Annotated in this window: 21 protein-coding genes; 10 read left to right on the top strand and 11 right to left on the bottom strand. The window is 71.4% G+C overall.

Translation table 11 applies throughout. The features are described from left to right. Positions 1–66 precede the first annotated feature (66 nt). Positions 67–1,056, top strand: a complete 990-nt coding sequence (locus tag KZJ41_RS07790) for a YafY family protein (protein ID WP_251550410.1) — start codon at positions 67–69, stop codon at positions 1,054–1,056. A gap of 81 nt (positions 1,057–1,137) precedes the next feature. On the opposite strand, the gene KZJ41_RS07785 is transcribed toward KZJ41_RS07790, so the two are convergent. The 5 genes from KZJ41_RS07785 to KZJ41_RS07765 form a co-directional block, all read right to left on the bottom strand. Continuing rightward, positions 1,138–1,344 carry a cold-shock protein gene (locus tag KZJ41_RS07785; RefSeq protein ID WP_003937833.1) on the bottom strand — a complete coding sequence of 69 codons (207 nt, stop codon included), beginning with the start codon at positions 1,342–1,344 and terminating at the stop codon, positions 1,138–1,140. Positions 1,345–1,786: 442 nt separating this feature from the next. Beyond that, a complete protein-coding gene (locus tag KZJ41_RS07780; protein ID WP_003937832.1) occupies positions 1,787–1,993 on the bottom strand; it encodes a cold-shock protein in 207 nt (68 codons plus the stop codon). Positions 1,994–2,260: 267 nt separating this feature from the next. Further along, a complete protein-coding gene (gene rsmA, locus KZJ41_RS07775) occupies positions 2,261–3,151 on the bottom strand; it encodes a 16S rRNA (adenine(1518)-N(6)/adenine(1519)-N(6))-dimethyltransferase RsmA (protein WP_037201475.1) in 891 nt (296 codons plus the stop codon). An 87-nt stretch (positions 3,152–3,238) separates the two neighbouring features. Next, positions 3,239–4,366, bottom strand: coding sequence for a resuscitation-promoting factor (locus KZJ41_RS07770; RefSeq protein WP_065922883.1), 1,128 nt, complete (start codon positions 4,364–4,366; stop codon positions 3,239–3,241). 12 nt (positions 4,367–4,378) lie between these two features. Then, complete coding sequence (locus tag KZJ41_RS07765) at positions 4,379–5,506, bottom strand: resuscitation-promoting factor (RefSeq protein ID WP_029542085.1); 1,128 nt, start codon at positions 5,504–5,506, stop codon at positions 4,379–4,381. 286 nt (positions 5,507–5,792) lie between these two features. Between KZJ41_RS07765 and KZJ41_RS07760 the strand changes: the two genes are divergently transcribed. Together KZJ41_RS07760 and KZJ41_RS07755 are read left to right on the top strand one after the other, a co-directional pair. Further along, complete coding sequence (locus KZJ41_RS07760; RefSeq protein WP_231386008.1) at positions 5,793–7,193, top strand: amino acid ABC transporter substrate-binding protein/permease; 1,401 nt, start codon at positions 5,793–5,795, stop codon at positions 7,191–7,193. Continuing rightward, positions 7,190–7,960: an amino acid ABC transporter ATP-binding protein gene (locus KZJ41_RS07755; protein WP_006944900.1), complete on the top strand. Its 771-nt coding sequence runs from the start codon at positions 7,190–7,192 to the stop codon at positions 7,958–7,960. The genes KZJ41_RS07760 and KZJ41_RS07755 overlap by 4 nt, the downstream gene beginning before the upstream one ends. Before the next feature lie 40 nt (positions 7,961–8,000). On the opposite strand, the gene KZJ41_RS07750 is transcribed toward KZJ41_RS07755, so the two are convergent. Beyond that, positions 8,001–8,426, bottom strand: a complete 426-nt coding sequence (locus tag KZJ41_RS07750; RefSeq protein ID WP_006944906.1) for a DoxX family protein — start codon at positions 8,424–8,426, stop codon at positions 8,001–8,003. A 208-nt stretch (positions 8,427–8,634) separates the two neighbouring features. Between KZJ41_RS07750 and KZJ41_RS07745 the strand changes: the two genes are divergently transcribed. Both KZJ41_RS07745 and KZJ41_RS07740 read left to right on the top strand, forming a co-directional pair. Continuing rightward, positions 8,635–9,144: a VOC family protein gene (locus KZJ41_RS07745; RefSeq protein WP_006944908.1), complete on the top strand. Its 510-nt coding sequence runs from the start codon at positions 8,635–8,637 to the stop codon at positions 9,142–9,144. Continuing rightward, the gene (locus KZJ41_RS07740; RefSeq protein WP_065922884.1) at positions 9,145–10,125 is read left to right on the top strand and encodes a pirin family protein; all 981 of its coding nucleotides are present in this window, start codon (positions 9,145–9,147) and stop codon (positions 10,123–10,125) included. Between the two features lie 68 nt (positions 10,126–10,193). Here the strand turns inward: KZJ41_RS07740 and KZJ41_RS07735 are convergent, their stop codons facing one another. Both KZJ41_RS07735 and KZJ41_RS07730 read right to left on the bottom strand, forming a co-directional pair. Further along, positions 10,194–11,261, bottom strand: coding sequence for a maleylacetate reductase (locus KZJ41_RS07735; RefSeq protein ID WP_050034774.1), 1,068 nt, complete (start codon positions 11,259–11,261; stop codon positions 10,194–10,196). Between the two features lie 43 nt (positions 11,262–11,304). Then, positions 11,305–12,135 (bottom strand): TatD family hydrolase, encoded by an 831-nt coding sequence (locus KZJ41_RS07730; RefSeq protein WP_006944914.1) that lies wholly within the window; start codon positions 12,133–12,135, stop codon positions 11,305–11,307. A 36-nt stretch (positions 12,136–12,171) separates the two neighbouring features. Between KZJ41_RS07730 and metG the strand changes: the two genes are divergently transcribed. The 5 genes from metG to KZJ41_RS07705 all read left to right on the top strand — a co-directional run bounded on the left by metG (position 12,172) and on the right by KZJ41_RS07705 (position 18,420). Next, positions 12,172–13,719 (top strand): methionine--tRNA ligase, encoded by a 1,548-nt coding sequence (gene metG / locus KZJ41_RS07725; protein WP_050034773.1) that lies wholly within the window; start codon positions 12,172–12,174, stop codon positions 13,717–13,719. A gap of 42 nt (positions 13,720–13,761) precedes the next feature. Further along, complete coding sequence (locus KZJ41_RS07720) at positions 13,762–14,940, top strand: DUF2786 domain-containing protein (protein ID WP_006944919.1); 1,179 nt, start codon at positions 13,762–13,764, stop codon at positions 14,938–14,940. Positions 14,941–15,047: 107 nt separating this feature from the next. After that, positions 15,048–16,193 carry an FAD-dependent oxidoreductase gene (locus KZJ41_RS07715; protein ID WP_174824796.1) on the top strand — a complete coding sequence of 382 codons (1,146 nt, stop codon included), beginning with the start codon at positions 15,048–15,050 and terminating at the stop codon, positions 16,191–16,193. Next, positions 16,190–17,065 carry an RNA polymerase sigma-70 factor gene (locus KZJ41_RS07710; protein WP_006944922.1) on the top strand — a complete coding sequence of 292 codons (876 nt, stop codon included), beginning with the start codon at positions 16,190–16,192 and terminating at the stop codon, positions 17,063–17,065. The genes KZJ41_RS07715 and KZJ41_RS07710 overlap by 4 nt, the downstream gene beginning before the upstream one ends. A 50-nt stretch (positions 17,066–17,115) precedes the next feature. Further along, a complete protein-coding gene (locus KZJ41_RS07705; protein WP_065922885.1) occupies positions 17,116–18,420 on the top strand; it encodes an aminodeoxychorismate synthase component I in 1,305 nt (434 codons plus the stop codon). On the opposite strand, the gene KZJ41_RS07700 is transcribed toward KZJ41_RS07705, so the two are convergent. From KZJ41_RS07700 to rsmI, 3 genes are all read right to left on the bottom strand, one after another. After that, positions 18,359–22,339 carry an AAA family ATPase gene (locus KZJ41_RS07700; RefSeq protein ID WP_102800655.1) on the bottom strand — a complete coding sequence of 1,327 codons (3,981 nt, stop codon included), beginning with the start codon at positions 22,337–22,339 and terminating at the stop codon, positions 18,359–18,361. The two genes, KZJ41_RS07705 and KZJ41_RS07700, sit on opposite strands and share 62 nt — an antisense overlap. Before the next feature lie 386 nt (positions 22,340–22,725). Then, a complete protein-coding gene (locus KZJ41_RS07695) occupies positions 22,726–24,120 on the bottom strand; it encodes a sodium:alanine symporter family protein (protein ID WP_006944928.1) in 1,395 nt (464 codons plus the stop codon). Between the two features lie 33 nt (positions 24,121–24,153). Further along, positions 24,154–25,014, bottom strand: coding sequence for a 16S rRNA (cytidine(1402)-2'-O)-methyltransferase (gene rsmI / locus KZJ41_RS07690; RefSeq protein WP_102800654.1), 861 nt, complete (start codon positions 25,012–25,014; stop codon positions 24,154–24,156). Positions 25,015–25,033: the final 19 nt, after the last annotated feature.

The raw sequence follows: 25,033 nt of genomic DNA, 5'->3' as shown, positions 1-25,033 counted from the left end.
GCTTACGCACCCGCGCGGAACCGATTGCGGACGACGGCTGTCCTCGTTCGCTGGCATGCTCGGGCCATGCGCGAAACGTCCGCTCGCCTGCTGCGCCTGCTGTCGCTGCTCCAGACCCGGCGGGACTGGTCCGGCACCGAGCTCGCCGAACGCCTGCAGATCACCACCCGCACGGTGCGCCGCGACGTCGACAGGCTTCGCGACCTCGGCTACCCGGTGGACGCGACCGTCGGGGTCGGCGGCGGGTACCGCCTCGGCGCGGGTGCGGAGATGCCGCCGCTGCTGCTCGACGACGAGGAGGTCGTCGCGGTGGCGGTCGCGCTGCAGTCCGGCGCGACCGGCTCGGTGACGGGCATCAGGGAGGCCTCGGGTCGCGCCCTGGCCAAGCTGCGGCAGGTGATGCCGTCGCGGTTGCGGCACCGGCTCGAGGCGCTGCGGGTGGACGTGGTCGAGCAGGCTCCGGCCGCGTCCGCGGTCGACGCGGGCCTGCTGTCCGCCGTCGCCTCGGTGTGCCACGCACACGAGCGGCTGCGCTTCGACTACCGCACGCACGACGGCGGATTCTCGCGGCGGGAGGTGGAGCCGTACCGGCTGGTGCGCTCCGGGGCACGGTGGTATCTGGTGGCGTGGGATCTGCACCGGCAGGACTGGCGGTCGTTCCGCGTCGACCGGATGGAACCGAAGATCCCCACCGGTCCGCGGTTCACCACACGCGGGCTGCCGCCCGGCGGGGCCGCGGAGTTCGTGGCCCGGGGCATCGCGCGCGGGTCGGTCCGGGTCCGGGCCCGGGTGCTGCTGCACGCGCCGTTCGAGTCGATCGCGCCCATGGTCGACGAGCAGTGGGGCACCCTCGAACCGGTCGACGACGACCATTGCGCGGTGGCGCTCGGCGGCACGTCGCTCGGGTCGATCGCGGGCTGGCTCGCGGCGTTCGACGTCGACTTCACCGTGCTGGATCCGCCGGAACTGCGGGACGCGTGCCTGCACGCGGGACGGCGCCACGAGCTGCTGGCCCGGCGATACGAACGCGCCGGCTCCGTCGCTGTGAGCGACTGAGCCGGCGCGTGCGATGACCGGATGTCACACGTATTCGATCGAACCGAACTCGTGTGACATCCGGCCGGTGAGGCGGGTGTGTCAGCCGATGACGGTGACGCCGGTGGCCTGCGGGCCCTTCTGACCCTGGCCGACCTCGAAGCTCACGCGCTGGTTCTCCTCGAGGGTGCGGAAGCCGCCGCCCTGGATCTCGGAGAAGTGCACGAAGACGTCCGCGGAGCCGTCGGCGGGGGCAATGAAGCCGAAGCCCTTTTCGCCGTTGAACCACTTCACGGTACCTTCAACCATGTTCATTCCTAAGAAGATTCGGGAAGCACCAGGCTTCCCCACTCGTCGAGCGACACATCGCCGCTCGGGTCTGTCACTCGACGGTAGAAAACGATTCCGTGTGGGCTATCGCATCCGCTCGCGACCAGAAATGCGCGAGGGGTGAACCACGAACACTACCTAACGACCGAGTGCAAGTAGATCACATCGGCGCCCGCACCGCCAGCGATATCGCCGGAACTGCCACGAAACAGCGTTGTGCCGAAACGTTTTCGCAGGACACGACGCCGACGCCCGGATACGACGACGCCGGCCCACCGACACGAAGAGGGGCCGGTCCCTGCGGACCGGCCCCTCTTCACTGCTCGGATGCACCTCTCACGGCGACACTTCCACGACGACCTCACGAGGCCGTCGGAGAAGGCACCTGCCCGGGGAACGCGCGCCGAGCGTTCGACCTACGTCAGCCGATGACGGTGACGCCGGTGGCCTGCGGGCCCTTCTGACCCTGGCCGACCTCGAAGCTCACGCGCTGGTTCTCCTCGAGGGTGCGGAAGCCGCGACCCTGGATCTCGGAGAAGTGCACGAAGACGTCCGCGGAGCCGTCGGCGGGGGCAATGAAGCCGAAGCCCTTTTCGCCGTTGAACCACTTCACGGTACCTTCAACCATTTTCAACCTCATACATCTCGGAAAGCCGTGCGGCCTTCATCTTTCGTCGAACGACACGACGTCGTCCGGGCCTGTCACTCGACGGCTGAGAAGGATTCCGTGGGAATTTCGCATCCGCTCGCAACTAGAAATGTGCGAGGGGTAAACCACGAACACACTACCTAACGACCGTGTACCAGTAGAGCACAGATCCGCCCGCCTGCCAAGCGCTGCGACGGAACCGACCCGCCCGGCGCCGTCACTGCGTACCGGCCCTGCCCGGCGCCGTCACTGCGCGGCGGCGATCCGCACGAAGGCAGCGGCGTCCAGCTTCTCCCCCCGCGTCGACGGATCGATCCCGGCGGCGAGCAGGCGTCGCTCGGCCTCCGCGGCCGAACCGGCCCAGCCGCTCAGCGCTGCCCGCAGCGTCTTGCGGCGCTGCGCGAATGCGGCATCGACGACGGCGAATACCCTGCGGCGGTGCCCCTCGTCCGTGGGCCACGGCGGCTCGGCGTAGCGGTCGATGCGCACCAGCCCGGATTCCACCTGGGGCACCGGCCAGAAGACGGCCCGGCCCACCGACCCGGCGCGACGGACGTGGCCGAAGAAGCCGGCCTTGACACTGGGCACGCCGTACACGCGGCTCCCGGGTTCGGCGGCGAGCCGATCGGCCACCTCGGCCTGCACCATCACCAGAGCCGTGCGCAGCGAGTCGAATTCGGCGAACAAGTGCAGCAGCACGGGCACCGCGACGTTGTAGGGCAGGTTCGCGACGAGCGCCGTCGGGGTGGCCGGCAGGTCGGCCGGATACACCCGCATGGCGTCCTTCAGGACGACGTCGAGCCGCCCGGCGAGGTCGGGCGCGCGGTCGGCGACCGTCGCGGGCAGGCGCTCGGCGAGCCTGGGATCGATCTCCACGGCGACGACGCGGTCGACGACGTCGAGCAGGGCGAGCGTCAGCGAGCCGAGGCCCGGGCCGACCTCGAGCACCACGTCGTCGCGGCCCACGCCGGCGACCGAGACGATGCGGCGCACCGTGTTGGCGTCGTGCACGAAGTTCTGGCCGAGTTGTTTGGTCGGCCGGACCCCGAACTCCTCCGCGAGGGCGCGCACCTCGGCGGGACCGAGCAGGGCGGCACGACCGCGAGCGGTCACGTCGGAACCGTCGCGGGCGGTCACGTCGGAACCGTCGCGAGCGGTCACGTCGGAACCGTCGCGGGGGGTCGAGCCGGGGTCGCCGGGTGAGTGGTCTGGCACGTGCCGAACCTAACGCACGCCGATGCGGGACGAGCAGGACGGCCACGCTCCCCAGCCCTGGGCACGCTGCATCCGGCTCGCGACGGCGATCTGTTCTTCCCGGGTGGCGAGGTCGGCACGGGGCGCATACTTCAGGCCGCCCTGGCGCTCCCAGGTGCTCTGGTCGAACTGCAGGCCGCCGTAGTAGCCGTTGCCGGTGTTGACGGCCCAGTCGCCGGTGGCTTCGCACTGCGCGAGGGCGTCCCAGGCGTCGCCGTTCTCGACGGGCGGCACCTCGGTTCCCGGCTTGGCGCCCACGCGCACGATGCGCGGCTGCGCCGGGGTGGTGACGACGGCGTCGATCTGTTCGCGGGTGGTCTCGACGCCGTCGACGGTGGTGACGGCGAAGGTGACGTCGTGCACGCCGGGCACGCCGGGGTTCTCGACGACCGTCCGGCTCATGTTCATGGTGGGATCCTCGATGCGCTGCTCCGGAGGCGCGAGCGGCTGAGTCTCGGTGACCCGGACCGTGCGCTGGCGGGTGACGCGGATCTCGAGGCCGTCGGTCAGCGCCGCATCGACCGCCGGCACCACCGAATCGGCCTGCTCGAGCGCCACCCCGTGCGCGGCCAGGAACTCCCCGACCGTCGGCGCCGCCATCCGCACCTGAACCGCCGGCGCACCGCCGTCGAGCAACCGCACCGTCTTCGGGCTCACCACGTCGAGCTCGGCACCCTCGAGCGGCAACCGGTGCGACCGCGACGCCGAGGTGTACACATCCGCCGCCAGCTCGAACTGCGCCAGCGCCTCGTCCACCGTCGTCGCCGTCGTCCACACCGTGCGCTCGGCACCGTCGACGCTCAGCTGCACCTCACGCGCCCGCCGCAGCACCACCGTGTCCCCGTCCGACACCTCGGCATCGACGGCCGGGGCCACCACGTCGCGCTCGCCGACGGGGTAGCCGGCGTGGGCGAGGACGGCTCGGACGTCGGTGCCCATGGTGCCCAGGGTGAGCCGGTCCCCGTCGACGTCGATCGTCACGGTCTTGTGCCGGGCGAGCGCCGTCGCGGCGCCGGCCACCAGGGTGGCCAGGAGCGCCGCGACGACGGCGTACAACAGCACGGAGCGCGAGTTGTTGATCTTCGTCAGTGGGGACACAAGCCGTACTTCTTACCGCAGTCCCATCTTGCTGGTGCACGCCGGCCAGGCTCCCCAGCCCTGCGCGGCCTGGACCTTCTCGGCGACGGCGATCTGCTGCTCGCGGCTGGCCAGGTCGGCGCGCGGCGCGTACTGGGTGCCGCCGAACGCGGCCCAGGTCTGCTGGGTGAACTGCAGACCGCCGTAGAAGCCGTTGCCGGTGTTGATGGCCCAGTTGCCGGTGGCCTCGCACTGCGCGAGGGCGTCCCAGGTGGAGGAGCGTCCGGAGGCGGGCACGGCCGGCTTCGGCTTGGTGCCGACGCGGACGATCGCAGGAGCCGGCTCCCGGACGGTGGTCGAGGCCTTCTCGGTGCGGCCGACCTCGACGCCGTCGATCGTGTGCACGTCGAGGGTCACGGTGCGCTCACCGGGAGCGCCCGGGTTGTCGAGCGCGGTCTCACCCTCGGTCATGTTCGGGTCGTCGACGCGCTGCTCGGGCGCGGGGACCGGCTGGTTCTCGATGCGGGTTTCGATGCGGTCGCGGGTGATGCGGATCTCGAGGCCGTCGGTCAGCGCCGCATCGACCGCCGGCACCACCGAATCAGCCTGCTCGAGCGCCACCCCGTGCGCGGCCAGGAACTCCCCGACCGTCGGCGCCGCCATCCGCACCTGAACCGCCGGCGCACCGCCGTCGAGCAACCGCACCGTCTTCGGGCTCACCACGTCGAGCTCGGCACCCTCGAGCGGCAACCGGTGCGACCGCGACGCCGAGGTGTACACATCCGCCGCCAGCTCGAACTGCGCCAGCGCCTCGTCCACCGTCGTCGCCGTCGTCCACACCGTGCGCTCGGCACCGTCGACGCTCAGCTGCACCTCACGCGCCCGCCGCAGCACCACCGTGTCCCCGTCCGACACCTCGGCATCGACGGCCGGGGCCACCACGTCGTGCTCGCCGACGGGGTAGCCGGCGCCGGCGAGAACGTCGCCGACCTCGGAGCTCATGGTGCTGAGCGCGATCCGCTCACCGTCCACGTCGAGGGTGAGTTCCTTGTGCTGAATCAGGGCGGCGACGCCGCCGGCCGCAAGGGTGAGGAAGAGTGCGGCGACGACCACGTACAGCGTGGGCGATTTCGCTCGGTTGATCTTGGTGAAAGGTGACACGGCTATTCCTGCACTGTCGACAACTTCGATCACGGCACGGTAACGAATCGGCATTGATACGGCAACTGCACCATTTCTACCTGCAGTTTCTCGGTAACGAGACAGGTGACGATTCGTAATTTTCGATCAATAGCCGGGCCGCGACCGAAGGTGCGGGCTAGCGTCGATTCGACGCTCGGGAAAACGTGCCGCACGACGCGCGAATTACAGAGGTGGGATTACTTTGGGTGACCGAATTCACCGTCCTCCGGCGCGGCGGAGTGCGGCGCTGCTGACCCTGCTCGGCATGCTCGGCGCGCTGCTGCTCGCTGCCACCCCGGCGGCCCTGGCGCAGTCCCCCGCCGCCGGCCGCACCTACGTCATCGCCACCGACGTGACCTTTGCACCCTTCGAATTCCAGAACGAGCAGGGCGACTTCGTCGGCATCGACATGGACCTGATCCGGGAGATCGCGGAGGATCAGGGCTTCACCGTGGAGGTTCGTCCGCTGGGCTTCGATGCCGCCCTGCAGGCGGTGCAGGCGGACCAGGCCGACGGCGTGATCGCGGGCATGTCGATCACGGAGGAGCGCAAGCAGGTCTTCGACTTCTCGGATCCCTATTTCGAGTCCGGCGTGCAGATGGCGGTACTCGCCGGCAACGACGAGGTCGCGTCGTACGCCGATCTGGCAGGCAAGCGCGTCGCGGTCAAGAACGGCACCGAGGGCGCCGCGTTCGCCGAGTCCATCAAGGGCGAGTACGGGTTCACCACGGTCTACTTCGCCGACTCGGCGAGCATGTACGACGAGGTCCGCACCGGGAACTCGGTCGCGGTCTTCGACGACTACCCGGTGCTGGCGTACGGCATCGCCCAGGGCAACGGGCTGAAGACGGTCACGGAGAAGGAGGCCGGTGCGAACTACGGGTTCGCGGTGAACAAGGGCCGCAATCCCGAGCTGCTCACCGCGTTCAACGCGGGCCTGCAGAATTTGCGGGACAACGGCCGCTACGACGAGATCGTGGAGAGTTACCTCGGCGAGGGCGCCGTGCAGGCCGACAACTCCATCCCCGGCCTGCTCCGCAGCACCTGGCAACTGCTGCTCGAGGGGCTGTGGCTGACCCTCGTGCTGTCGGTCGTCTCGATCGCGATCGCGCTGGTGCTCGGTGCGCTGTTCGGCCTCATGCGGGTCTCACGCAACATCGTCCTGCGCGGGATCGGCACCGCCTACGTCGACGTCTTCCGCGGCACCCCGCTGCTGGTGCAGGCCTTCTTCATCTACTTCGGCATCCCGGCCGCGGCCGGATTCCAGATGTCGGCGTTCACCGCGGGCATCATCACGCTCTCGCTCAACGCGGGCGCGTACATGGCCGAGATCGTGCGTGGCGGCATCCTGTCCGTCGACAAGGGGCAGATGGAGGCCGCCCGCAGCCTCGGCATCGGCTACCTGCCCGCGATGCGCAAGGTGGTCATGCCCCAGGCGGTGCGCACCATGATCCCGTCGTACATCAATCAGTTCGTGATCACGCTGAAGGACACCTCGATCCTGTCGGTGATCGGCATCGCCGAGCTCACCCAGACCGGGCGGATCATCATCGCCCGCAACTTCCAGTCGTTCCAGATGTGGCTGATCATCGGGGTGATCTACTTCGTCGTCATCATGGCGCTGACCAAATTGTCGGACCGACTCGAGAAGAGGATCAACCGTTGACCGAGGCAGCCGCGGCCCAGCCGCTCGAGGACGGTCGCGAGGTGAAGATCCGCGTGCGCGGCCTGAAGAAGTCGTTCGGCGAGAACGAGGTGCTCAAGGGCATCGATGTGGACATCCTCGCCGGCGAGGTGGTGTGCGTGATCGGCCCCTCCGGTTCGGGCAAGTCGACGTTCCTGCGATGCTTGAACCGGCTCGAGGACATCAGCGCCGGTTCGGTGGTGGTGCACGGGTTCGACCTCGCCGACCGGAAGATCGACATCGACCGGGTGCGCCGCCACATCGGGATGGTGTTCCAGCACTTCAATCTCTTCCCGCACATGACGGCCCTCGAGAACATCGTGCTCGCGCCGGTGCTGACGAAGCGGGCGACCAAGGAGGAGGCACGGACGCGGGGGCTCGCCCTGCTCGACCGGGTGGGGCTGAGCGAGAAGGCCGACGCGAAGCCGGCCAACCTGTCCGGCGGGCAGAAGCAGCGCGTCGCGATCGCACGGGCGCTGGCCATGAATCCGGACATCATGCTGTTCGACGAGGCGACCAGCGCCCTCGACCCGGAGATGGTGGGCGAGGTGCTGCAGGTGCTGCGCGACCTGGCGGCCGAGGGCATGACCATGGTCGTGGTCACGCACGAGATGGGCTTCGCCCGGGAGGTCGCCGACCGGGTGCTGTTCATGGCCGACGGGTACGTCCTCGAGGAGGGCACGCCGAAGGAACTGTTCGGGAGCCCCCGCCAGGAACGGACCCGCGACTTCCTCGCGAAGGTGCTCTGAGGCCGGCGCCCGGTTCCCGGGCGCCGGTCCTCACCCACGGCTACGCGGTCTGCAGGAACCGCACCCGGCGGGCGAGCAGGGCGTCGACGCTGTAGGCGCCGGCGCCGACGACGGCGAGCACCAGCGCACCCGCGCCGAGGGCCCCGACGAGTTCCCATCCGCCGTCGGTGACGTAGATGCCGTTGCCGATGTGGACGACGAAGAACGCGCCGAGCATGTTGATCAGCAGCAGGACGCCGAAGATCGGCACGAGCAGGCCGATGATGAGAGCGATGCCACCGAGCGTTTCCACCCAGGTGGCGTAGAAGGCGGACAGCGCGGGCACGGGCACGTCCATGCCCTCGAATCCGGCCTTGGTGGCGGAGTATCCCTGGTTGATCTTCTGCAGGCCGTGGGCCAGGAAGACGATGCCGATGACCACTCGGGCGACGAGCAGCCCGACGTTGCGCAGGACGGGGTTGTTCATGGAGATGACCTTTCGGTGCGGGCGGTGGGGGGCTCGTCCTTCGATCGAAGCCGCGTCCACGGTAGCTGCGCAAGGTTGAAGGTTCAACCTTGGGGTGCCCGAGCGCCCCGGCTGCCGGAAGGTCGGGGGCCGAAAAGTAGTTGATTAATCAACAATGTGGAGTATGCTCCTCGTCGAAGGGGCAATCACCGGCCGAAGGAGCACTATCGTGGCAATCAGCGTGGAAGAGGAGCGCAGCCGCCGATCCGCGACGCTGCGGGAGGAACTGCGCAGCCGTTACCTCCGGCCGGTCGACGAGCGACCCGCGTCGTCGGCCCGCGGGCTGCACCACACCGCGCTCGTCAGCAGCGACGTCGAACGCACCGTGCGCTTCTACCAGGACGTGCTCGAATTCCCTCTCACCGAACTGATCGAGAACCGTGACTACCCCGGTTCCTCGCACTTCTTCTTCGACATCGGCAACGGAAACCTGCTGGCGTTCTTCGACTTCCCCGGACTCGACGTCGGGCCCTACCGGGAGGTCCTCGGCGGCCTGCACCACATCGCGATCAGCGTCGAGCCCGGCAGGTGGGAACGCCTGCGCACCAAGCTGACCGACGCCGGCGTCGAGCTCGTCGAGCACAGCGAGGTCTCGCTGTACTTCCGCGACCCCGACGGCGCCCGCATCGAACTCATCGCCGACCCCCTCGGCGAGATGTACGGAAACAAGGTCCTCTAGATGAGCAACGTCGACGCCGAGCCCACCGAGATCCGCTGCGAAACCGAGCCCGCCCCCACCCGTGTGCAGATCATCACCTCCCGCGAGGTGCCGCTCGGCGGCCCGCGCGCGATGCCGGTCCGCCGCACCCTGCCGCAGCGCGCCCGGTCCCTCATCGGGGCCTGGTGCTTCGCCGACCACTACGGGCCCGACGACGTCGCCGCCACCGGCGGAATGGACGTCGCGCCGCACCCGCACACCGGCCTGCAGACGGTGAGCTGGCTGTTCGCCGGCGAGATCGAGCACCGCGACAGCCTCGGCAAGCACGCGTTCGTCCGCCCCGGCGAACTGAACCTCATGACCGGCGGCCACGGCATCGCCCACTCGGAGGTCTCCACGCCGGCCACGACGGTCCTGCACGGCGTCCAATTGTGGGTGGCCCTGCCCGACGCGCACCGCGGCGCACCCCGCGACTTCCAGCACTATGCCCCCGAACCCGTCCGGATCGAGGGCGCGACCGTGAGCGTGTTCCTCGGCTCCCTCGCCGGGTCCGCGTCGCCCGTGCACACCTTCACCCCGCTGCTCGGCGCCGAGATCACCCTCGACCCGGGCGCGACCGTCGAACTGGCCGTCGATCCCGAGTTCGAGCACGGTCTGCTCGTCGACACCGGCAGCGTCCGCCTCGCCGGCACCGTCCTCGCCCGCTCCGCGCTCGGCTACGTCGGCACCGGAGTCCCCACGCTCCCCCTGACCAATCTCACCGTCGAACCCGCGCGGGCCGTCCTGCTCGGCGGTACGCCGTTCGGCGAGGAGATCGTCATGTGGTGGAACTTCGTGGGCCGTAGCCACGACGAGATCGTCGCGTTCCGGGACGAGTGGCAGCGCGAGGGGGAACGCTTCGGGCGGGTCGAGGGCTACACCGGGAAGGTGACACGGCTACCCGCGCCGGCGCTGCCGAACGCGCAGATCCGGCCGCGCCGCAACCCCCCGACCGCCCCCTGAGTGAGCACACACCGAGTGAGCACACACCGAGTGAGCACACACCGAGGGCACACACCGAGCGCGCACCGTCACTCGGGGCGGACTCCGGCATAGGCGTCCCCGAGCAGGCGCCGCACCCCGACCCGGGTCACCTCCCGCGGGTTGGGGTACTGCCGCTCGGTGGCCAGGTGCGCCGCCTCGTCGAGGTCGCCCTCGGACATCCCCAGTTCGGCGAGCGTCGTCGGGCCGCCCGCCGCCGCCACCAGGTCGAAGACCCCGGCCGGGGCCGTGGGGGTGCCGAGGGCGTCGGCAATGCGGCTCATCACGGTCGGCACCGACGGCGCGTTGAACGCCATCACATGCGGTAGCACCACGGTGTGCGTCGGCGCGTGCGGCAGGTCGAAACTGCCGCCCAGGACATGACACAGCTTGTGGTGCAAGCCCATTCCCACCGCGCTCAGGCACGTGCCGGCCAGCCACGCCGCGAGCAGCAGATCCGAGCGGCCCTCCCGGTCCGCGGCGTCGGCGCCGAGGACCGGCACGCCCCGGGCGATCGCGCGGATGGCCTCGAGCGCCAGCGTGTCGACGATCGGGTTGGCATGCTCGGCGTACAACGCCTCCACGGCATGCGCCATCGCGTTGATCGCACTGGTCACCGCCATCGGGATCGGCATCGACAGGGTGAACTCGACGTCGTAGATGACGGTCTCGGGCAGGATGGCCGGCGACGAGTGCGTGGTCTTCACACCGTCCGCGGTTTCCCCGAGGACGGGAGTCACCTCGGATCCGGCGTAGGTGGTCGGCAGGATCACCTGGTCCACGCCGGTGCGCACCGCGATCGCCTTCGACAGTCCCGTCGTCGACCCCCCGCCCACGGCGACGACGGCATCGATGTCGTGTTCGGAGACCAGGCCCAGCACCTTCTCGGTGACCGCCACCGGCGTGTGCATGACGGCGCCGTCGAACCGGGCGACCTGCAGCCCACCGAGGGCCTTCTCGACGAGTTCCACCTGCGGACGGACGTGCTCACCACCCAGCAGGAGAACCCGGGAGCGGTCGAGGCGGCGCACCTCGTCGGCGACCCGCGCCGCGGTTCCCGGCCCGAACACCACCCGTGACGGCTGAGCGTTGTAGACGAAGCTGTGCATGCCGTCCATTGTCCCGGCCGCACGGGCCGGCCGCCTCGGAACGGCGACACCGTTACGAAAGTCCGTACACCCGTTCGGCGTTCGCGGTGGTCGCGGCGGCCAGCTCGGCCGGGTCCGCGCCGCGCACCTCCGCCAGCGCCCGCACCGTGTACGGCAGGCAGTACGACTCGTTGGGCGCGCCGCGGAACGGATGGGGCGTCAGGAACGGAGCGTCCGTCTCCACCAGCACCTGCTCGAGCGGCACCAGCGGGGCCGCGGCACGCAGCGCCGCGGCGTTCTTGAAACTCACCGTCCCGGAGAAGCTGAGCAGGTAACCGGCGTCGACGCAGGCCCGCGCCATGTCCGCGTCCGACGAGAAGCAGTGGAAGATCACCGTCTCCGGCGCACCCTCGTCGTGCAGCACGCGCAGCAACTCGGCGTCGGCGTCGCGGTTGTGGACCATGAGGGTCTTGCCGAGCCGTTTGGCCAGGTCGATGTGCCAGCGGAAGGCGTCCTCCTGCTCGATCGGGTCGGCGCAGCCGTCGAGCTTGCCGGGCCAGTACAGGTCCAGGCCGGTCTCCCCCACCGCGACCACGCGCGGGTCGGCGGCGAGCTTCTCGATCTCGGCCCGGGTGGCGTCGTCGAGCGCGTTCGCCCGGGTGGGGTGGATCGCCACGGCGGCGTAGACCCGCTCGTCCCAGTGCGCGGCGTCCACGGCGAAGCGGGCGGCGACGATGTCGTCGGCGACGGTGACGACCCGTCCGACCCCGACCGCGGCCGCCCGGTCGAGGATCGCCGCCACCGACTCGGCGTCGTGCGCGCCGCACGCGTCGAGGTGCGTGTGGGCATCGACGAGAGGCGAGAGCGGCTGCGGAGGCTCGGGCGCGGGGCGGGTTCGGCTCACGGCCCATACACTATCTACCTATAAAGTGGACGCACCATGACTGTTCCTGCCGCCTCCCGCCCGCCGTTCTACCTGACGACCGCGATCGCTTACCCGAACGGCGCCCCGCACATCGGCCACGCCTACGAGTACATCTCCTCGGACGCGATCGCCCGGTTCAAGCGCCTCGACGGCTTCGACGTGTTCTTCCTGACCGGCACCGACGAGCACGGCCTGAAGATGCAGCAGACGGCGGCGAAGGAAGGCCTGGACGTGCGGGACCTCGCGGCCCGCAACTCCGGGGTGTTCGAGGCCATGGACAAGTCGCTGAACATCTCCTTCGACCGGTTCATCCGTACCACGGACGCCGATCACCGCGAGGCGAGCAAGGCCATCTGGCAGCGCATGGCCGACAACGGCGACATCTACCTCGACACCTACTCGGGCTGGTACTCGGTGCGCGACGAGGCGTTCTACGCCGAAGCCGAGACGACGGTGCTCGAGGACGGTACGCGCATCGCCACCGAGTCGGGCACCCCGGTGGAGTGGACGGAGGAGTCGACGTACTTCTTCCGGCTCTCGGCGTATCAGGACAAGCTGCTGAAGCTGTACGAGGAGCGACCGGACTTCATCGCCCCCGCCACCCGGCGCAACGAGATCGTCAGCTTCGTCTCCGGCGGGCTGAAGGATCTGTCGATCTCCCGCACCACCTTCGACTGGGGCGTGCCGGTGCCGGACCACCCCGAGCACGTGATGTACGTGTGGGTGGACGCGCTCACCAACTACCTGACGGGCGCGGGCTTCCCCGACACCGAGGCGGAGTCGTTCCGCCGCTACTGGCCCGCGAACCTGCACATCATCGGCAAGGACATCACCCGGTTCCACACCGTGTACTGGCCGGCGTTCCTGATGTCGGCCGGAATCGAGCTGCCCGAGCGGGTGTTCGTGCACGGCTTCCTGTTCAACAAGGGCGAGAAGATGTCCAAGTCGGTCGGCAACGTCGTCGACCCGCTCGAGATGGTCGAACAGTACGGTCTCGATCCGCTGCGCTTCTTCCTGCTGCGGGAGATCTCCTACGGCCAGGACGGCAGCTACAGCCACGAGGCGATCGTGACCCGCGTCAACGCGGACCTGGCGAACGAACTCGGCAACCTGGCGCAGCGCTCGCTGACGATGGTCGCCAAGAATCTCGACGGCGTGGTGCCGACCCCCGGCGACTTCACCGAGGACGACCGCGCGCTGCTCGCGCAGGCCGACGCCCTGCTCGAGAAGGTCCGGGCCGAGTTCGACGTGCAGGCACTGCACCTCGCACTGGAGACGATCTGGCACGTGCTCGGCGAGACGAACCGGTACTTCTCCGCGCAGGCACCGTGGGTGCTGCGCAAGACGGACCCGGCCCGGATGGCGACGGTGCTGTACGTGACGCTCGAGGTCGTGCGGATCGTCGGCCTGCTCGTGCAGCCGGTGATGCCCGATTCGGCCGCGAAGATCCTCGACCTGGTGGGCCAGGACCCGCAGGCGCGGCAGTTCGCGGACATCGCCACACGCCTCGCCCCGGGCACCCCGCTGCCGGCCCCGGCCCCGGTGTTCCCGCGGTACGAATAGGCATCCCGCCGCCTGTCGGTGGCCTCGTGCACACTCCCGCGCATGGGGCGAGATAGAACATACTTTCGACAGGCGCCGGCGGGGTCCGGGGCATCCGACGAGGTCTTCCACCTCGGCACCCGGCCACTTCTCGACGAACTGTGCGCCGCCTACGAGCGCGGCTGGCAGCCCGCCGACGTGCTGCACGTGACGGCCCGGTCCGGCGACGCCACGGACGTCCCACTGGCGGCCGCCGCGGTGCTGTACGACGCCCGGCGCAGCCACGCGGCCGACCGGGCGCCCATGGACTGGGTGCAGCAGCTCGGTGTGATCGCGGAGCGCTGTCCCGGTGCCGCGCGGATCGCCGAACGGGTTCCGCCCGACGCACCGGTGCGCCACCTCGGCGTCGAACTGCTGCGCGAGCTGCCCGGCCTGTCCCGCTTCCAGGTGATGGGGCTGGCGTTCGCCTGGAAGTACCTGCCGCGGTTCGCCCCTCTCCTGCCGCCGCCGTCGCAGTGGCCGCCGTTGCGCCCGGTCCCCGCGGCCGGCGAATCCCTGTGCCCGGACCCGAGGGTGCTCGCACGGATCCGCGGCCTCCTGGCGAAGGCCGAGTCCACGGACTATCCGGAGGAGGCCGAGACCCTCACCGCCAAGGCGCAGGAGCTGATGACCCGGTACGCGATCGGCGCGGCCCTGCTCACCGGCGCCGAGACGGGCGCCGCGCGGGGGCGCCGCCTGCACGTCGACAACCCGTACGCGAAGGAGAAGGTGCTGCTGCTCACCGCGATCGGGAACGCGAACCGCACCCGCACGGTGTGGTTCACCAAGGTCGGGATCGCCACGATCGTCGGCGCCGACGTCGACCTGCAGCAGGTCGAGGTGCTGTTCACGTCGCTGTCGGTGCAGGCGAGCCGGGCCGTGCGCGCGGCCGGGACCGGGGGCCGCACCGGCGGCGCGGCGACGGCGTTCCGTCGCGCCTTCCTGGCGGGGTTCGCATACCGGATCGGCGAACGGCTGCGGCAGGCCGACGTGCGCGCCACCGCGGCCGCCGCGGCCGACGCGAGCATGGCCGTCACGCAGCTCGCCCCGTTGCTGGCCCGTCGCTCCGAGGCCGTGGACTCGGAGTTCCGCCGGTTGTTCCCGACGACCCGGTCGACGCGCACACGCAGCGTCGACGCCGAGGGGTGGTTCGCGGGCCGGGACGCGGCCGAGTCGGCCTTCCTCACCCCCGGTTCCCCGTAGCGGGCCGGCCGTGTGAGCACTGCCACGCCGCACCCTGTCACATTCGCGGGCCGGCCGGTGTCCCATGCACGACCGCGAAATCGTCGACAGCAGAAGGGGTGGTCAGGATGGCAACCGACGTGGTGGTGCTCGGGGCCGGGTACGCGGGCGTGATGGCAGCGAACCGCATGCTCGCCGCGCATCCGGAGGTATCGGTGACGGTCGTCAACCCGCGACCGGTGTTCGTCGAGAGGGTGCGGCTGCACCAGCTCGCGGCCGGATCCGGTGCGGCCGCGCACGACCTCGCCGAGGTGCTGCACCCGGCGGCGGTCGTGCACCTCGGCACCGCGGTGCAGATCGGTGCGGATCGTGTGCTGCTCGCCGACGGGACGGCGCTGCCGTTCGACGTGGCGATCTACGCCGTCGGCAGCGGCGCCGGCGTGCCCGCGATCCCGGGCGCCGACCGGCTGCACTCGCCGGCCGAGTTCGAACGCGCCATGGACACGGCCGCCGCGCTCGACAGGCTCGGCGACGGTGCCGGCGTGGTGGTCGTCGGCGGCGGGCTCACCGGCGTCGAATCGGCCGCCGAGATCGCCGAGGCGCATCCCCACCTGACCTGCACCCTCGTCGGGGACCCCGTCGCACACCTGCCCGGCGCCACCCGGCGGTTCGTCGCCGCACGGCTGCGACGGCTCGGTGTCCGGGTGCGGCCGGGCCGGGTCGTCGCGGTCACCGGGCGGGAGGTGCTGCTCGCCGACGGCGAAGCGGTGCCCGCGGAACTCACGATCTGGGCGGGCGGCTTCACGGTGCCCGACCTGGCCCGGCGGAGCGGGTTGCCGGTCGACGGGACCGGTCGGCTCCGCGTCGACGCCACCCTGCGGAGCACGGGCGCAGCCAACGTCGTGGGGGTGGGCGACGCCGTGACCGTCGACGGCCAGGATCACATCCGGATGAGCTGCCAGGCGGCGCTGCCGCTCGGCGCGCACGGCGCCGACACGGCATGGGCGCTGCTGGCGGGCCTGGAGCCGCAGCCGCTGTCGCTCGGTTTCGTGGCGCAGTGCATCTCGCTGGGCCGGGCCTCCGGCGTCGTGCAGCGCACCCGCCCGGACGACACGGCCCGCGGCGGCGCCCTGCGCGGTACGTTGGGCGCATTCGGCAAGGAGATGGTGGTGCGCGGAACGGTGTGGACACTGCGCCGGCAGGCACGGGGGCACGGCTATCCCTTCCCGAAGGGACCGGCCGCTGCGCACGATCCGATCGCGGCGCCGCGATGACGCACGACGAGCTGTTCACCCGGCACCGCGGCCTGCTGTTCGGCATCGCGTACGAGATCACCGGCAGCGTCGCCGACAGCGAGGACATCCTGCAGGACAGCTACCTGCGGTGGGCCGAGGTGGACCTCGACGAGGTCGCCAACCCCCGGGCGTATCTGAGCCGCGTGGTCACCCGGCAGGCGCTGAACGCGCTGCGCACCGCGCAGCGTCGCCGGGAGGACTACGTCGGGCCGTGGCTGCCCGAGCCGGTACGCACGGCGCCGGATGCCGCCGAGGACGTCCTGCTCGCGGAGTCGGTGTCGATGGCGATGATGCTGGTGCTCGAGACACTCGGCCCGCTCGAACGGGCGGTGTTCGTGCTGCGCGAGGTGTTCGGATTCGACCACGCCCAGATCGCGGCGGCGGTCGGCAGGCCGGAGGCGACGGTGCGGCAGATCGCCCACCGCGCCCGAAGCCACGTGCACGCGCGGCGCAAGCGGTACACGGCGTCCGGCGCGGAGACCCGCCGGGTGGTCGAGGAACTGCTCGCCGCCGCCGGCACCGGCGACGTGGAGGCGCTGATGAAGGTGCTGTCCCCGGAGGTGGTCTACGTCGCCGACGGCGGGGGCAAGGCGACGGCCGCACGGGTTCCGGTGTCCGGGGCGAAGAAGGTCGCGCGGCTGTTGCGGAACCTGGGGCGCAGGCCCCTGCCCGACATGCGCTTCGAGTTCGCGTCGTTCAACGGTCTGCCCGCGCTGGCGGTGTACTCGGCCGAGCGGCTCGACCTCGTGATGATGATCGAGACGGACGCGGGCCTGGTCACGGGCCTGTATGTGGTGCGGAACCCGGACAAGCTCGGCGCGGCGGACAGGGTGATGCCGCCGGTCCACTGAACGCCCGGTGTGATTCGGCCCGTTCCGGCATCCCGTGGGAGGCTGTGCTCATGCGGATGGAACGGCTCGGCGCCGGGGGTGGCCCGGCGCAGGTGCTGCGGGTGCTGGGCGCCCGCGCCGAGGCGGCGGGAGCGCCCCCGCCGGCCGCACTGACCGGCACGTGGTTCGGCGCGGCGGCGGTCCTCGCGCCCCACGTCGAGGCCGTCGCCACCCCGCCTTCCGACGCGTTCGTCCTGCGCGAGGGCCCGTCCCTGCGCACCCGCGACGACGGGCCGGTCGTCGGCGGGGGGTGGATCGGCTACCTGGCGTACCCGGACCGAGCCCCCGCCCACCCGGCGTTGCCTCGCGCGGCCGGGGGGTGGGCGGACACCGTGCTGCGACTCGACCACGACGGCTGCTGGTGGTATGAGAGCCTCACCGACGCGCCGTGCCCGGCCGGGCTCGCCGCCGCCGTCCGCGAGGCGCCCGAGGCTTCCGGGCGGGCGCCGTGGCATATCGACTGGACCGCGCCGGACCGCGGCGCCCATCGCCGCGGCGTGCGGCAGTGCCTCGACGCGATCCGGGCCGGCGAGGTCTATCAGGCGTGCGTGTGCACTCGCTTCACCGGCGCCTGGTCGGGCAGCCCGCTGCACTTCTTCGCCGACGGGATCGAGCGCACCGCGCCGGCCCGGGCCGCCTACGTCGCAGGCGGGTGGGGGGCGGTCGCGTCGCTGTCGCCGGAGTTGTTCCTCGCCCGCCACGACGACCGGGTGACGTCGAGCCCGATCAAGGGCACGCTCCCGATCGGCGCGGATCCGGCCCGGCTGCGCGCGTCCGTCAAGGACGTCGCGGAGAACGTGATGATCGTGGACCTCGTGCGCAACGACCTCGGACGCGTGGCCGAGACCGGAACCGTCACCGTGCCGGATCTGCTCGGGGTGCATCGGGCCCCCGGAGTCTGGCACCTGGTGTCCACCGTCGCGGCCACGCTGCGGGCCGGTGTGGACACCGCGCGGTTGCTCGGGGCCGCGTTCCCGCCGGCCTCGGTGACCGGCTGTCCCAAGCTCCGGGCGCGGGAGTTCCTGCGGGTCTGGGAGCCGCAGCCGCGGGGCGTGTACTGCGGCACCGTGGGCATGGCCAGCCCGCTCGCCGGGCTGGAGCTCAACGTGGCGATCCGCACCGTCGAGTTCGGCGGCGGGGACGCGGGCACGCCGGGGTCGTGTGGTCTCGGCGTCGGCGGTGGCATCACCATCGATTCCGATCCGGACGCCGAATGGCAGGAGTGCCTCGACAAGGCCGCCAGCATCCTGGCGCTCAGCCCCCGCACACCGTCCGGCCGGCCACCGGCAGATCGGACTGCGGCAGCGATGCGGTGATCCGGCCCGTCGTCGCCGCGCAGATCCGCGCGATGATCGACTCGACGTCCAGGCCCCACGTGCGCACCATCCCGTCGCCACCCGCCGCGATCACGGCGTTGCTGCCCGGCAGGAAGCCCACCTGCCACCGGCCGACGCCGACGTCGGTGATCGGGCCGCCCACCGGGTGCATGTCCTCCGGGTCGCCGACGTGCCACAGGCGCACCGTGCCGTCGTCGCCGCCGCTGACCACCTCGTGGCCGTTCGGCGTCACCGACACCGAATAGACGGTGCCGGTGTGCCCGCGCAGCGCCTCGGGGCGGACGGTGAACGACCCGTCGGGTCCGCGGTCCCACACGCGGACCGTGTGGTCGTCGCCGCCGGTGGCGAGGACGTTGCCGTCGGCGCTGAACGCGAGGGCGTTGACGCCGGTGGCATGGCCGTCCGACACCGGCACCGGGACCGGGGCCGCGGGATCGGCGACGTTCCAGGCGTAGAGCGAGCCGTCCGCGCTCGCCACCACCAGGTGCCGGCCGTCCGGCGCGAACGCCGCCGCCCGGATCAGGTTGGTGGGGCCCCCGAGCGGGGCGCCCCACGGCGCCGGACGCGCCGGATCCGACACGTCCCACAGCACGAGGGAGTGGTCGTCGTCTCCCGTGACGAGGGTGGTGCCGTCGGGACCGAATGCGAGTTCGGACGTGAACCGGGTCTCGGTGACGATCGGGTTCGCCCAGAGCCGCGGAACGGTGGGGTCCCGGACGTCCCACAGGTGGATCTCGCCGTCCGTCGTCGAGGCCGTGGCCAGTGTGCTGGCGGAGGGAGACAGGGCGGTCGTCACCGCACCCCCCAGCGGTCGCGGGCGGTTCACGGCACCGAGCGGCGACCAGCGCCCGTCGGGGCCGATCCGCCACAGCGGCACGGTGGCGTTGTAGCCCCCGGTCGCGACAAGCGAGCCGGTGCGGTCGATCGCCGGGAGGGTCAGGGCGGAATCCGCGACCGGGACGCGTCCGCGCGGCAGCGTCCAGACCCGGATGGTGCCGTCGTGACCGCCGGTGACCAGCGCGGCACCGTCGGGGGTGAACGCGAGCGCCGGGACGCCGCCGCCGTTGCCGGCGAGGGCCGGCCGCATCTCGTCGACCGCTCGCGTCGCCGGGTCGATCGACCACAGCTTCGCGGTCCCGTCCCACGATGCGCTCGCCAGGGTGCGGCCGTCGGGCGCGAACGCCACGGTCCACACCCCACCGGTGTGCGCCTGCACGGGCGGGCCGGCCGGCCGTACCGCCCCGGGCTCGGCGGTGTCGAACAGCGTGAGGACGCCGTCGTCGCTGCTGACCGCGAGGGTCCGGCCGTCGGGAGCGAACGCGACGGAATGCGCCACGTCGCGGAAACCGGTCAGCGGCTCGCCGAGCGGCGCGGCGGCCTGGTCGGTCAGGTCCCACAACCGCACCGAGCGATCGTCGCTCGACGTGGCCAGCACGGTGCCGCCGGGGTGGAACGCCACGGTCCGCACGGCCGCCCCGTGCGCGGGCAGGACGGTGCGGGGAAATCCCCGCGTCCGGGGTTCGCTCGTGTCGACGAGCACCACCGACCCGTTGTCGTACGGCACGGCGAGCAACCGGCCGTCCGGGCTGAACCGCACGTTGTGGATGACCTCCGGCACGAGCACCTCGGCGGTGAGCAGGGCGACGGGCCGGTCGCGATCCGTGACGTCCCAGATCCACACCGCGCCCGTCGCCCCGCCCGCCGCGAGCAGGGTGCCGTCCGGGCTGAACGAAACCGATGCCAGATACTCGGGCTCGCCCGACACCAGCGCTCCGAGCGGCCGCGGGGCGGTCCGGTCCGACAGGTCCCACAAGCGAACGCTGCCGTCGTCGCTGGCCGAGGCGAGGGTCGTGCCGTCCGGCGCGATCGCCACCCCGTAGACGGGACCGCTGTGGCCCTCGAGAGGCAGCGCCAGCGGCATCTGCTCGGTCGCGACGAGCCGCGAGTACGCGACCTCGCTGTCCGGCTTCAGCTGCCACGCCGCGAGCGCCAGCTGGGCCGCGGTCGACGGGTCCTTCTCGCGCATGGAGTCGGCGAGCGCGACGACCTGCTGGAACTGGGCGGCACTGCGCTCGGCCTCCGCGCGGTTCTTGCCGGCCCAGGCCAGCGTCCCCATCACCACCGCGACGATCGTGGACAGCACGAGGGCGGCGATCGCGCCGTTGCGGATGCGGGTCCGCCGGCGGATCTGCCGCCGCGATTCCCGGAGGAAGTCCACCGCGGTCGGGCTCAGCGCGGCCTCGACGCCGACGGGCCGCGTCCGCCCCGCGAGGTCCCCGGCCTCGTGCTCGGCGACGAGGTCCATCCGGCCGCGCTGGTAGAGCAGGTCCGCGTGCCGGCGTCCCTCGACCCACCCGGCGGCGTCCGCCTCGATCTGCTGGCACAGCGCCGCGTACGAGCGGTCCGCCTGGATCCAGGACTTCAAGCGCGGCCAGGCGTCGATCACGGCGTCGTGCAGCAGCTCGACGCTGCCGGCGTCGACGACGAGGACGCGAGCGGTGACGAAGTGGTCGACCACCCGGCGCCCCGCGTCGACGTCGTCTCCGGCGACGGCGAGCAGCCGGTCCAGCGGACGCCGGATCTTCACGTCGGTGCCGGTGTCGGTCACGTAGACCAGGTGCACGAGCATCGCGCGAGCGAGGCGGCGGCCACGGGCGTCGAGCTCCTCCCACGCGCGTTCCGCGCTGGCGGCGATCGATCCGCGCACCCCGCCGGTGGCACCGTAGCCGGCCACGGTCAGGTGGCCGCCACGCCGGCGTTCCCACAGGGCGTCGAGCAGGTGGGACAGCAGCGGCAGCTCCGCCCCGCCGACGTCGTCGGCGGTCAGCACGCCGAGGTCGTGCAGGATCAGCTCCACCAGCCCCGGCTCGAACCGCAGGCCGAGCAGCCGCGCCGGTGCGGAGATCACCTCCACCAGATCGTCGCGGGTCAGGGGCTGGACCGTCTTGCTGTGCCGCTCCAGCGCCCGCGCCAGCACGGGATACGTCACGGCCCGGTCGTAGAAGTCCGACCGCAGCGTGGCCACCACCGCGATCGGGGTGTCGCCGTCGCCCACGGTCGCGGCCCGCTCGAGGAGCGCCAGGAACGCCGAGCGTTCGGCCGGGTCCTCGCAGTGGGTGAACAGCTCCTCGATCTGGTCGACGACGATCAGCAGGCCCGAGCTGCCCTGACGGCCGGCGGCGGCGCGCAGCCGCGCGACGGCGGAGGGCTCGTCCGCGTCCGAGATGTCGGCGAGTTCGGGTATGCACTCGACGAGCTGCGCCACGGGGTGCCGCCCCGGAGTCAGGACCACCGGCCGCCAGCGGCCGTCGCGGCACAGTTCCGGGATGAGGCCGGCCTGCACGAGCGAGGACTTGCCGACGCCGGAGGCGCCGGTCACCACGACGATGCCGTGCCCGTGGGCGGCGACGACGGTCTCGACGAGCTCGCGCACACTCCGGCTCCGGCCGAAGAACAGCTGCGCGTCGCGCTCGCGGTACGCCTCGAGTCCCCGGTAGGGCCGCACACCGGTGGGCGGCGTCGCGGCGGGCGCCTCGGACGTCTCCGCCCGGGCCCGCCCGGCTGGTCCCCGGGCGAGTTCCCACCACCGTTCCCACCGCTTTATCGAGTAGAGGCCGGGTGCCGGCGGCTGGGCGTGCAGGGCCCGGGCGGCGCGGATCAGGACGACCAGGACCGGACGGATCGCCTCGAAGGTGGCGGGCACCCGGGCGCCGGATCGCCAGTCGCTGAGCCGCTGCACCGACACGGTCCGATCGCTGCCCACGGCGCGGGCGACGGCCGCCGCCTCGGAGGAGACCTTCTTGAGTGCGGGACGCCCCGCCGCCGCGAACAGAATCCGGAGCTGGTCGGCGAACACCTGCCGCGGCTCAGCCTCGGTTCGCTCGTCCGCCGGTTCCATCTCCCGCATCCTCCCTGCTCCGCACCCCTCGAGAGCCCGGATCGTCCGCTGCGGAAAAACTCCTCACCAGCCCTGACCTGGGATGATATCGCGAGCGGCACGCGAACCGGTTGGTCGCCCCGGATATACCCGACAGAGTTGTTCCCGAGCGGGAAGACCCCGCGACGCGCTGCACCTCCGCACCGGCCGGAACCCGACGAGGGGTGGTTCCGCCCGAGGCGGAGGGAAGGCAGCGCGCGACCCGAACCGAGGGATCGTGTACAAGCTCGTCGACCGGATCGTCAACGGCGTTCCGCCCACGTTGGTCGCGGCCCTGATCGTGGCCGTCGCCGTGTTGCTGATCGTCGCGCTCTCCTCGGCCGCGCCGTAGCGACGGCCGGCCGCGCCTACCGGGCCGGCGTGCTGCTGCCCTTCTCGCCGAGCAGGTACGGATCGCGGGCGAGGTACTCCTTCGTCTCGCGGGCGATGAGACCCGAGAGGACGAGCAGGCCCACCAGGTTGGGCAGTGCCATCAGCCCGTTCATCACATCGGAGAAGTTCCACACCACCTCGAGCTCGGTGGTGGCGCCGACGTAGACGACGAGCACGAAGATCGCCCGGTACGGGAGGACGCCGCCCCGGCCGACGAGGCGTTCGACGCAGCGGTCGCCGTAGTACGACCACCCGAGGATCGTCGAGAAGGCGAAGAACACCACGGAGATCGTGACGATCCAGCTGCCCCAGTCGCCGCCGAGGCCGTCCGAGAAGGCGAGCGAGGTCATCGCCGCGCCCTGCTCGCCGGACTTCCAGGCGCCGGTGGTGATGATGACCATGCCCGTGAAGGTCACGACGATGATCGTGTCGATGAACGTCTGGGTCATCGACACGAGGCCCTGCCGCACCGGATGGGTGGTCTGCGCCGCGGCGGCGGCGATTGCGGCGCTGCCCATGCCGGACTCGTTGGAGAAGATGCCGCGGGCCACGCCGTAGCGCAGGGCGATCATGAACACCGAGCCGATGAAGCCGCCGGTCGCGGCGGTTCCGGTGAATGCGTCGGAGAACACCAGGGCGAACGCCTGCGGGATGTCGGTGATGTTGACCGCGAGGACGATGATCCCGGCGCCGACGTACAGCAGGATCATCGCGGGCACGAACCCGGCGGTGACCTTGCCGATGGACTTGATGCCGCCGAGCAGCACCGCGGCGGCGAGCACCGTCATGACGATGCCGGACAACCAGGTGGGCACCCCGAAGGTGGAGTCCATCTGGGTGGCGACGGTGTTGGCCTGCGTCATGTTGCCGATGCCGAAGCTGGCGAGTACGGCGAACACCGCGAACATCAGGCTCAGCGCCAGGCCGAACTTGTTGGGGATGGCGCGGGCCAGGTAGTACTGCGGGCCGCCGGACTGCTCGCCCTTGGCGTCGGTGACGCGGTACTTGACGCCGAGGAACGCCTCCGAGTACTTGCTGGCCATGCCGACGAGACCGGTGACCCACATCCAGAACAGGGCGCCCGGGCCGCCGAAGTAGATGGCAGTGGCGACACCGGCGATGTTGCCGACGCCCACGGTGGCGGCCAGCGCGGTCGTCAGCGCCTGGTACTGGGAGATGTCACCCTCGGTGGCGTCCGGGTCCTTGCGGATGATCAGCCCGAGCCGCAGGGCCGGCCACAGCTTGCGGAACTGCACGCCCCGCAGCCGCACCGTCAGGATCACGCCGGTGCCCAGCAGCAGCGGTATGAGCAAGTACGGCCCCCACACCACCGACGCGACCTCGACGAGGAATTCGTTCACCGACTCCATCCGTACCTCCTGCTGCGCGGTAAGGGGCAGAGTCTACGACGACGGCTCGTCCTGCCGCGCGGCCAGTACCGCGTCGTACAGCTCGCGTTTGGACACCCCGGACGTCGCCACCTGCGCGCACGCGTCCTTCAGCCGCACTCCGTCCGACACCAGCCGTTCCACCTCGTCGACCAGCTCGGCCGGCTCCGCGATCTGCGCCGACGCGCCCTCGAGCACGACGGTGATCTCGCCGCGCGCACCGTCGGCCGCCCACTGCGCCAGCTCGGCGAGCGTGCCGCGACGCACCTCCTCGTAGGTCTTGGTCAGCTCCCGGCACACCGCGGCGCGCCGCTGCCCGCCGAGCACGTCGACGGCGTCGGCGAGGCACGCGGCGAGGCGATGCGGGGCCTCGAAGAACACCACCGCGCGCGGCTCGGCGGCGAGGGTCTGCAGCCAGGCGCGACGGGCGCCGACCTTGCGCGGTGGGAAGCCTTCGAAGCAGAACCGCTCGACCGGCAGCGCGGACAGCGCGAGTGCGGTGGTCACCGCGGACGGGCCGGGCAGGCACGTGACGGGCAGCCCGGCCGCGACGCACGCCGACACCAGGCGGTAGCCGGGGTCGCTGACGGACGGCATGCCGGCGTCGGTGACCAGCAGCACCGTCTTGCCGGCCTCGACGTCGGCGACCAACGCCGGCGTCCGGGCGGCCTCCACCTGGTCGTAGAAGCTGACCACCCGTCCGGTGACGGTGACCCCCAGCGCGGCGGCGAGCGCCCTGGTACGACGGGTGTCCTCGGCCGCGACGACGTCGGCGCTGCCGAGCGCGTCGCAGAGCCGTTTCGAGGCGTCGCCGATGTCGCCCATGGGGGTGGCGGCGAGCACGAGCCGGCCCTGTCCCGGATTGTCTGCCTGCATGCGTCTCAGCCTACGATCG

Origin of the sequence: Rhodococcus sp. 11-3 (assembly GCF_023704055.1) — a bacterium.
GTDB classification, from domain to species: Bacteria; Actinomycetota; Actinomycetes; order Mycobacteriales; family Mycobacteriaceae; genus Rhodococcus; species Rhodococcus aetherivorans.
Note: the sequence above shows the minus strand (reverse complement) of the source record. Positions and strands in the feature narration are given on the sequence as shown.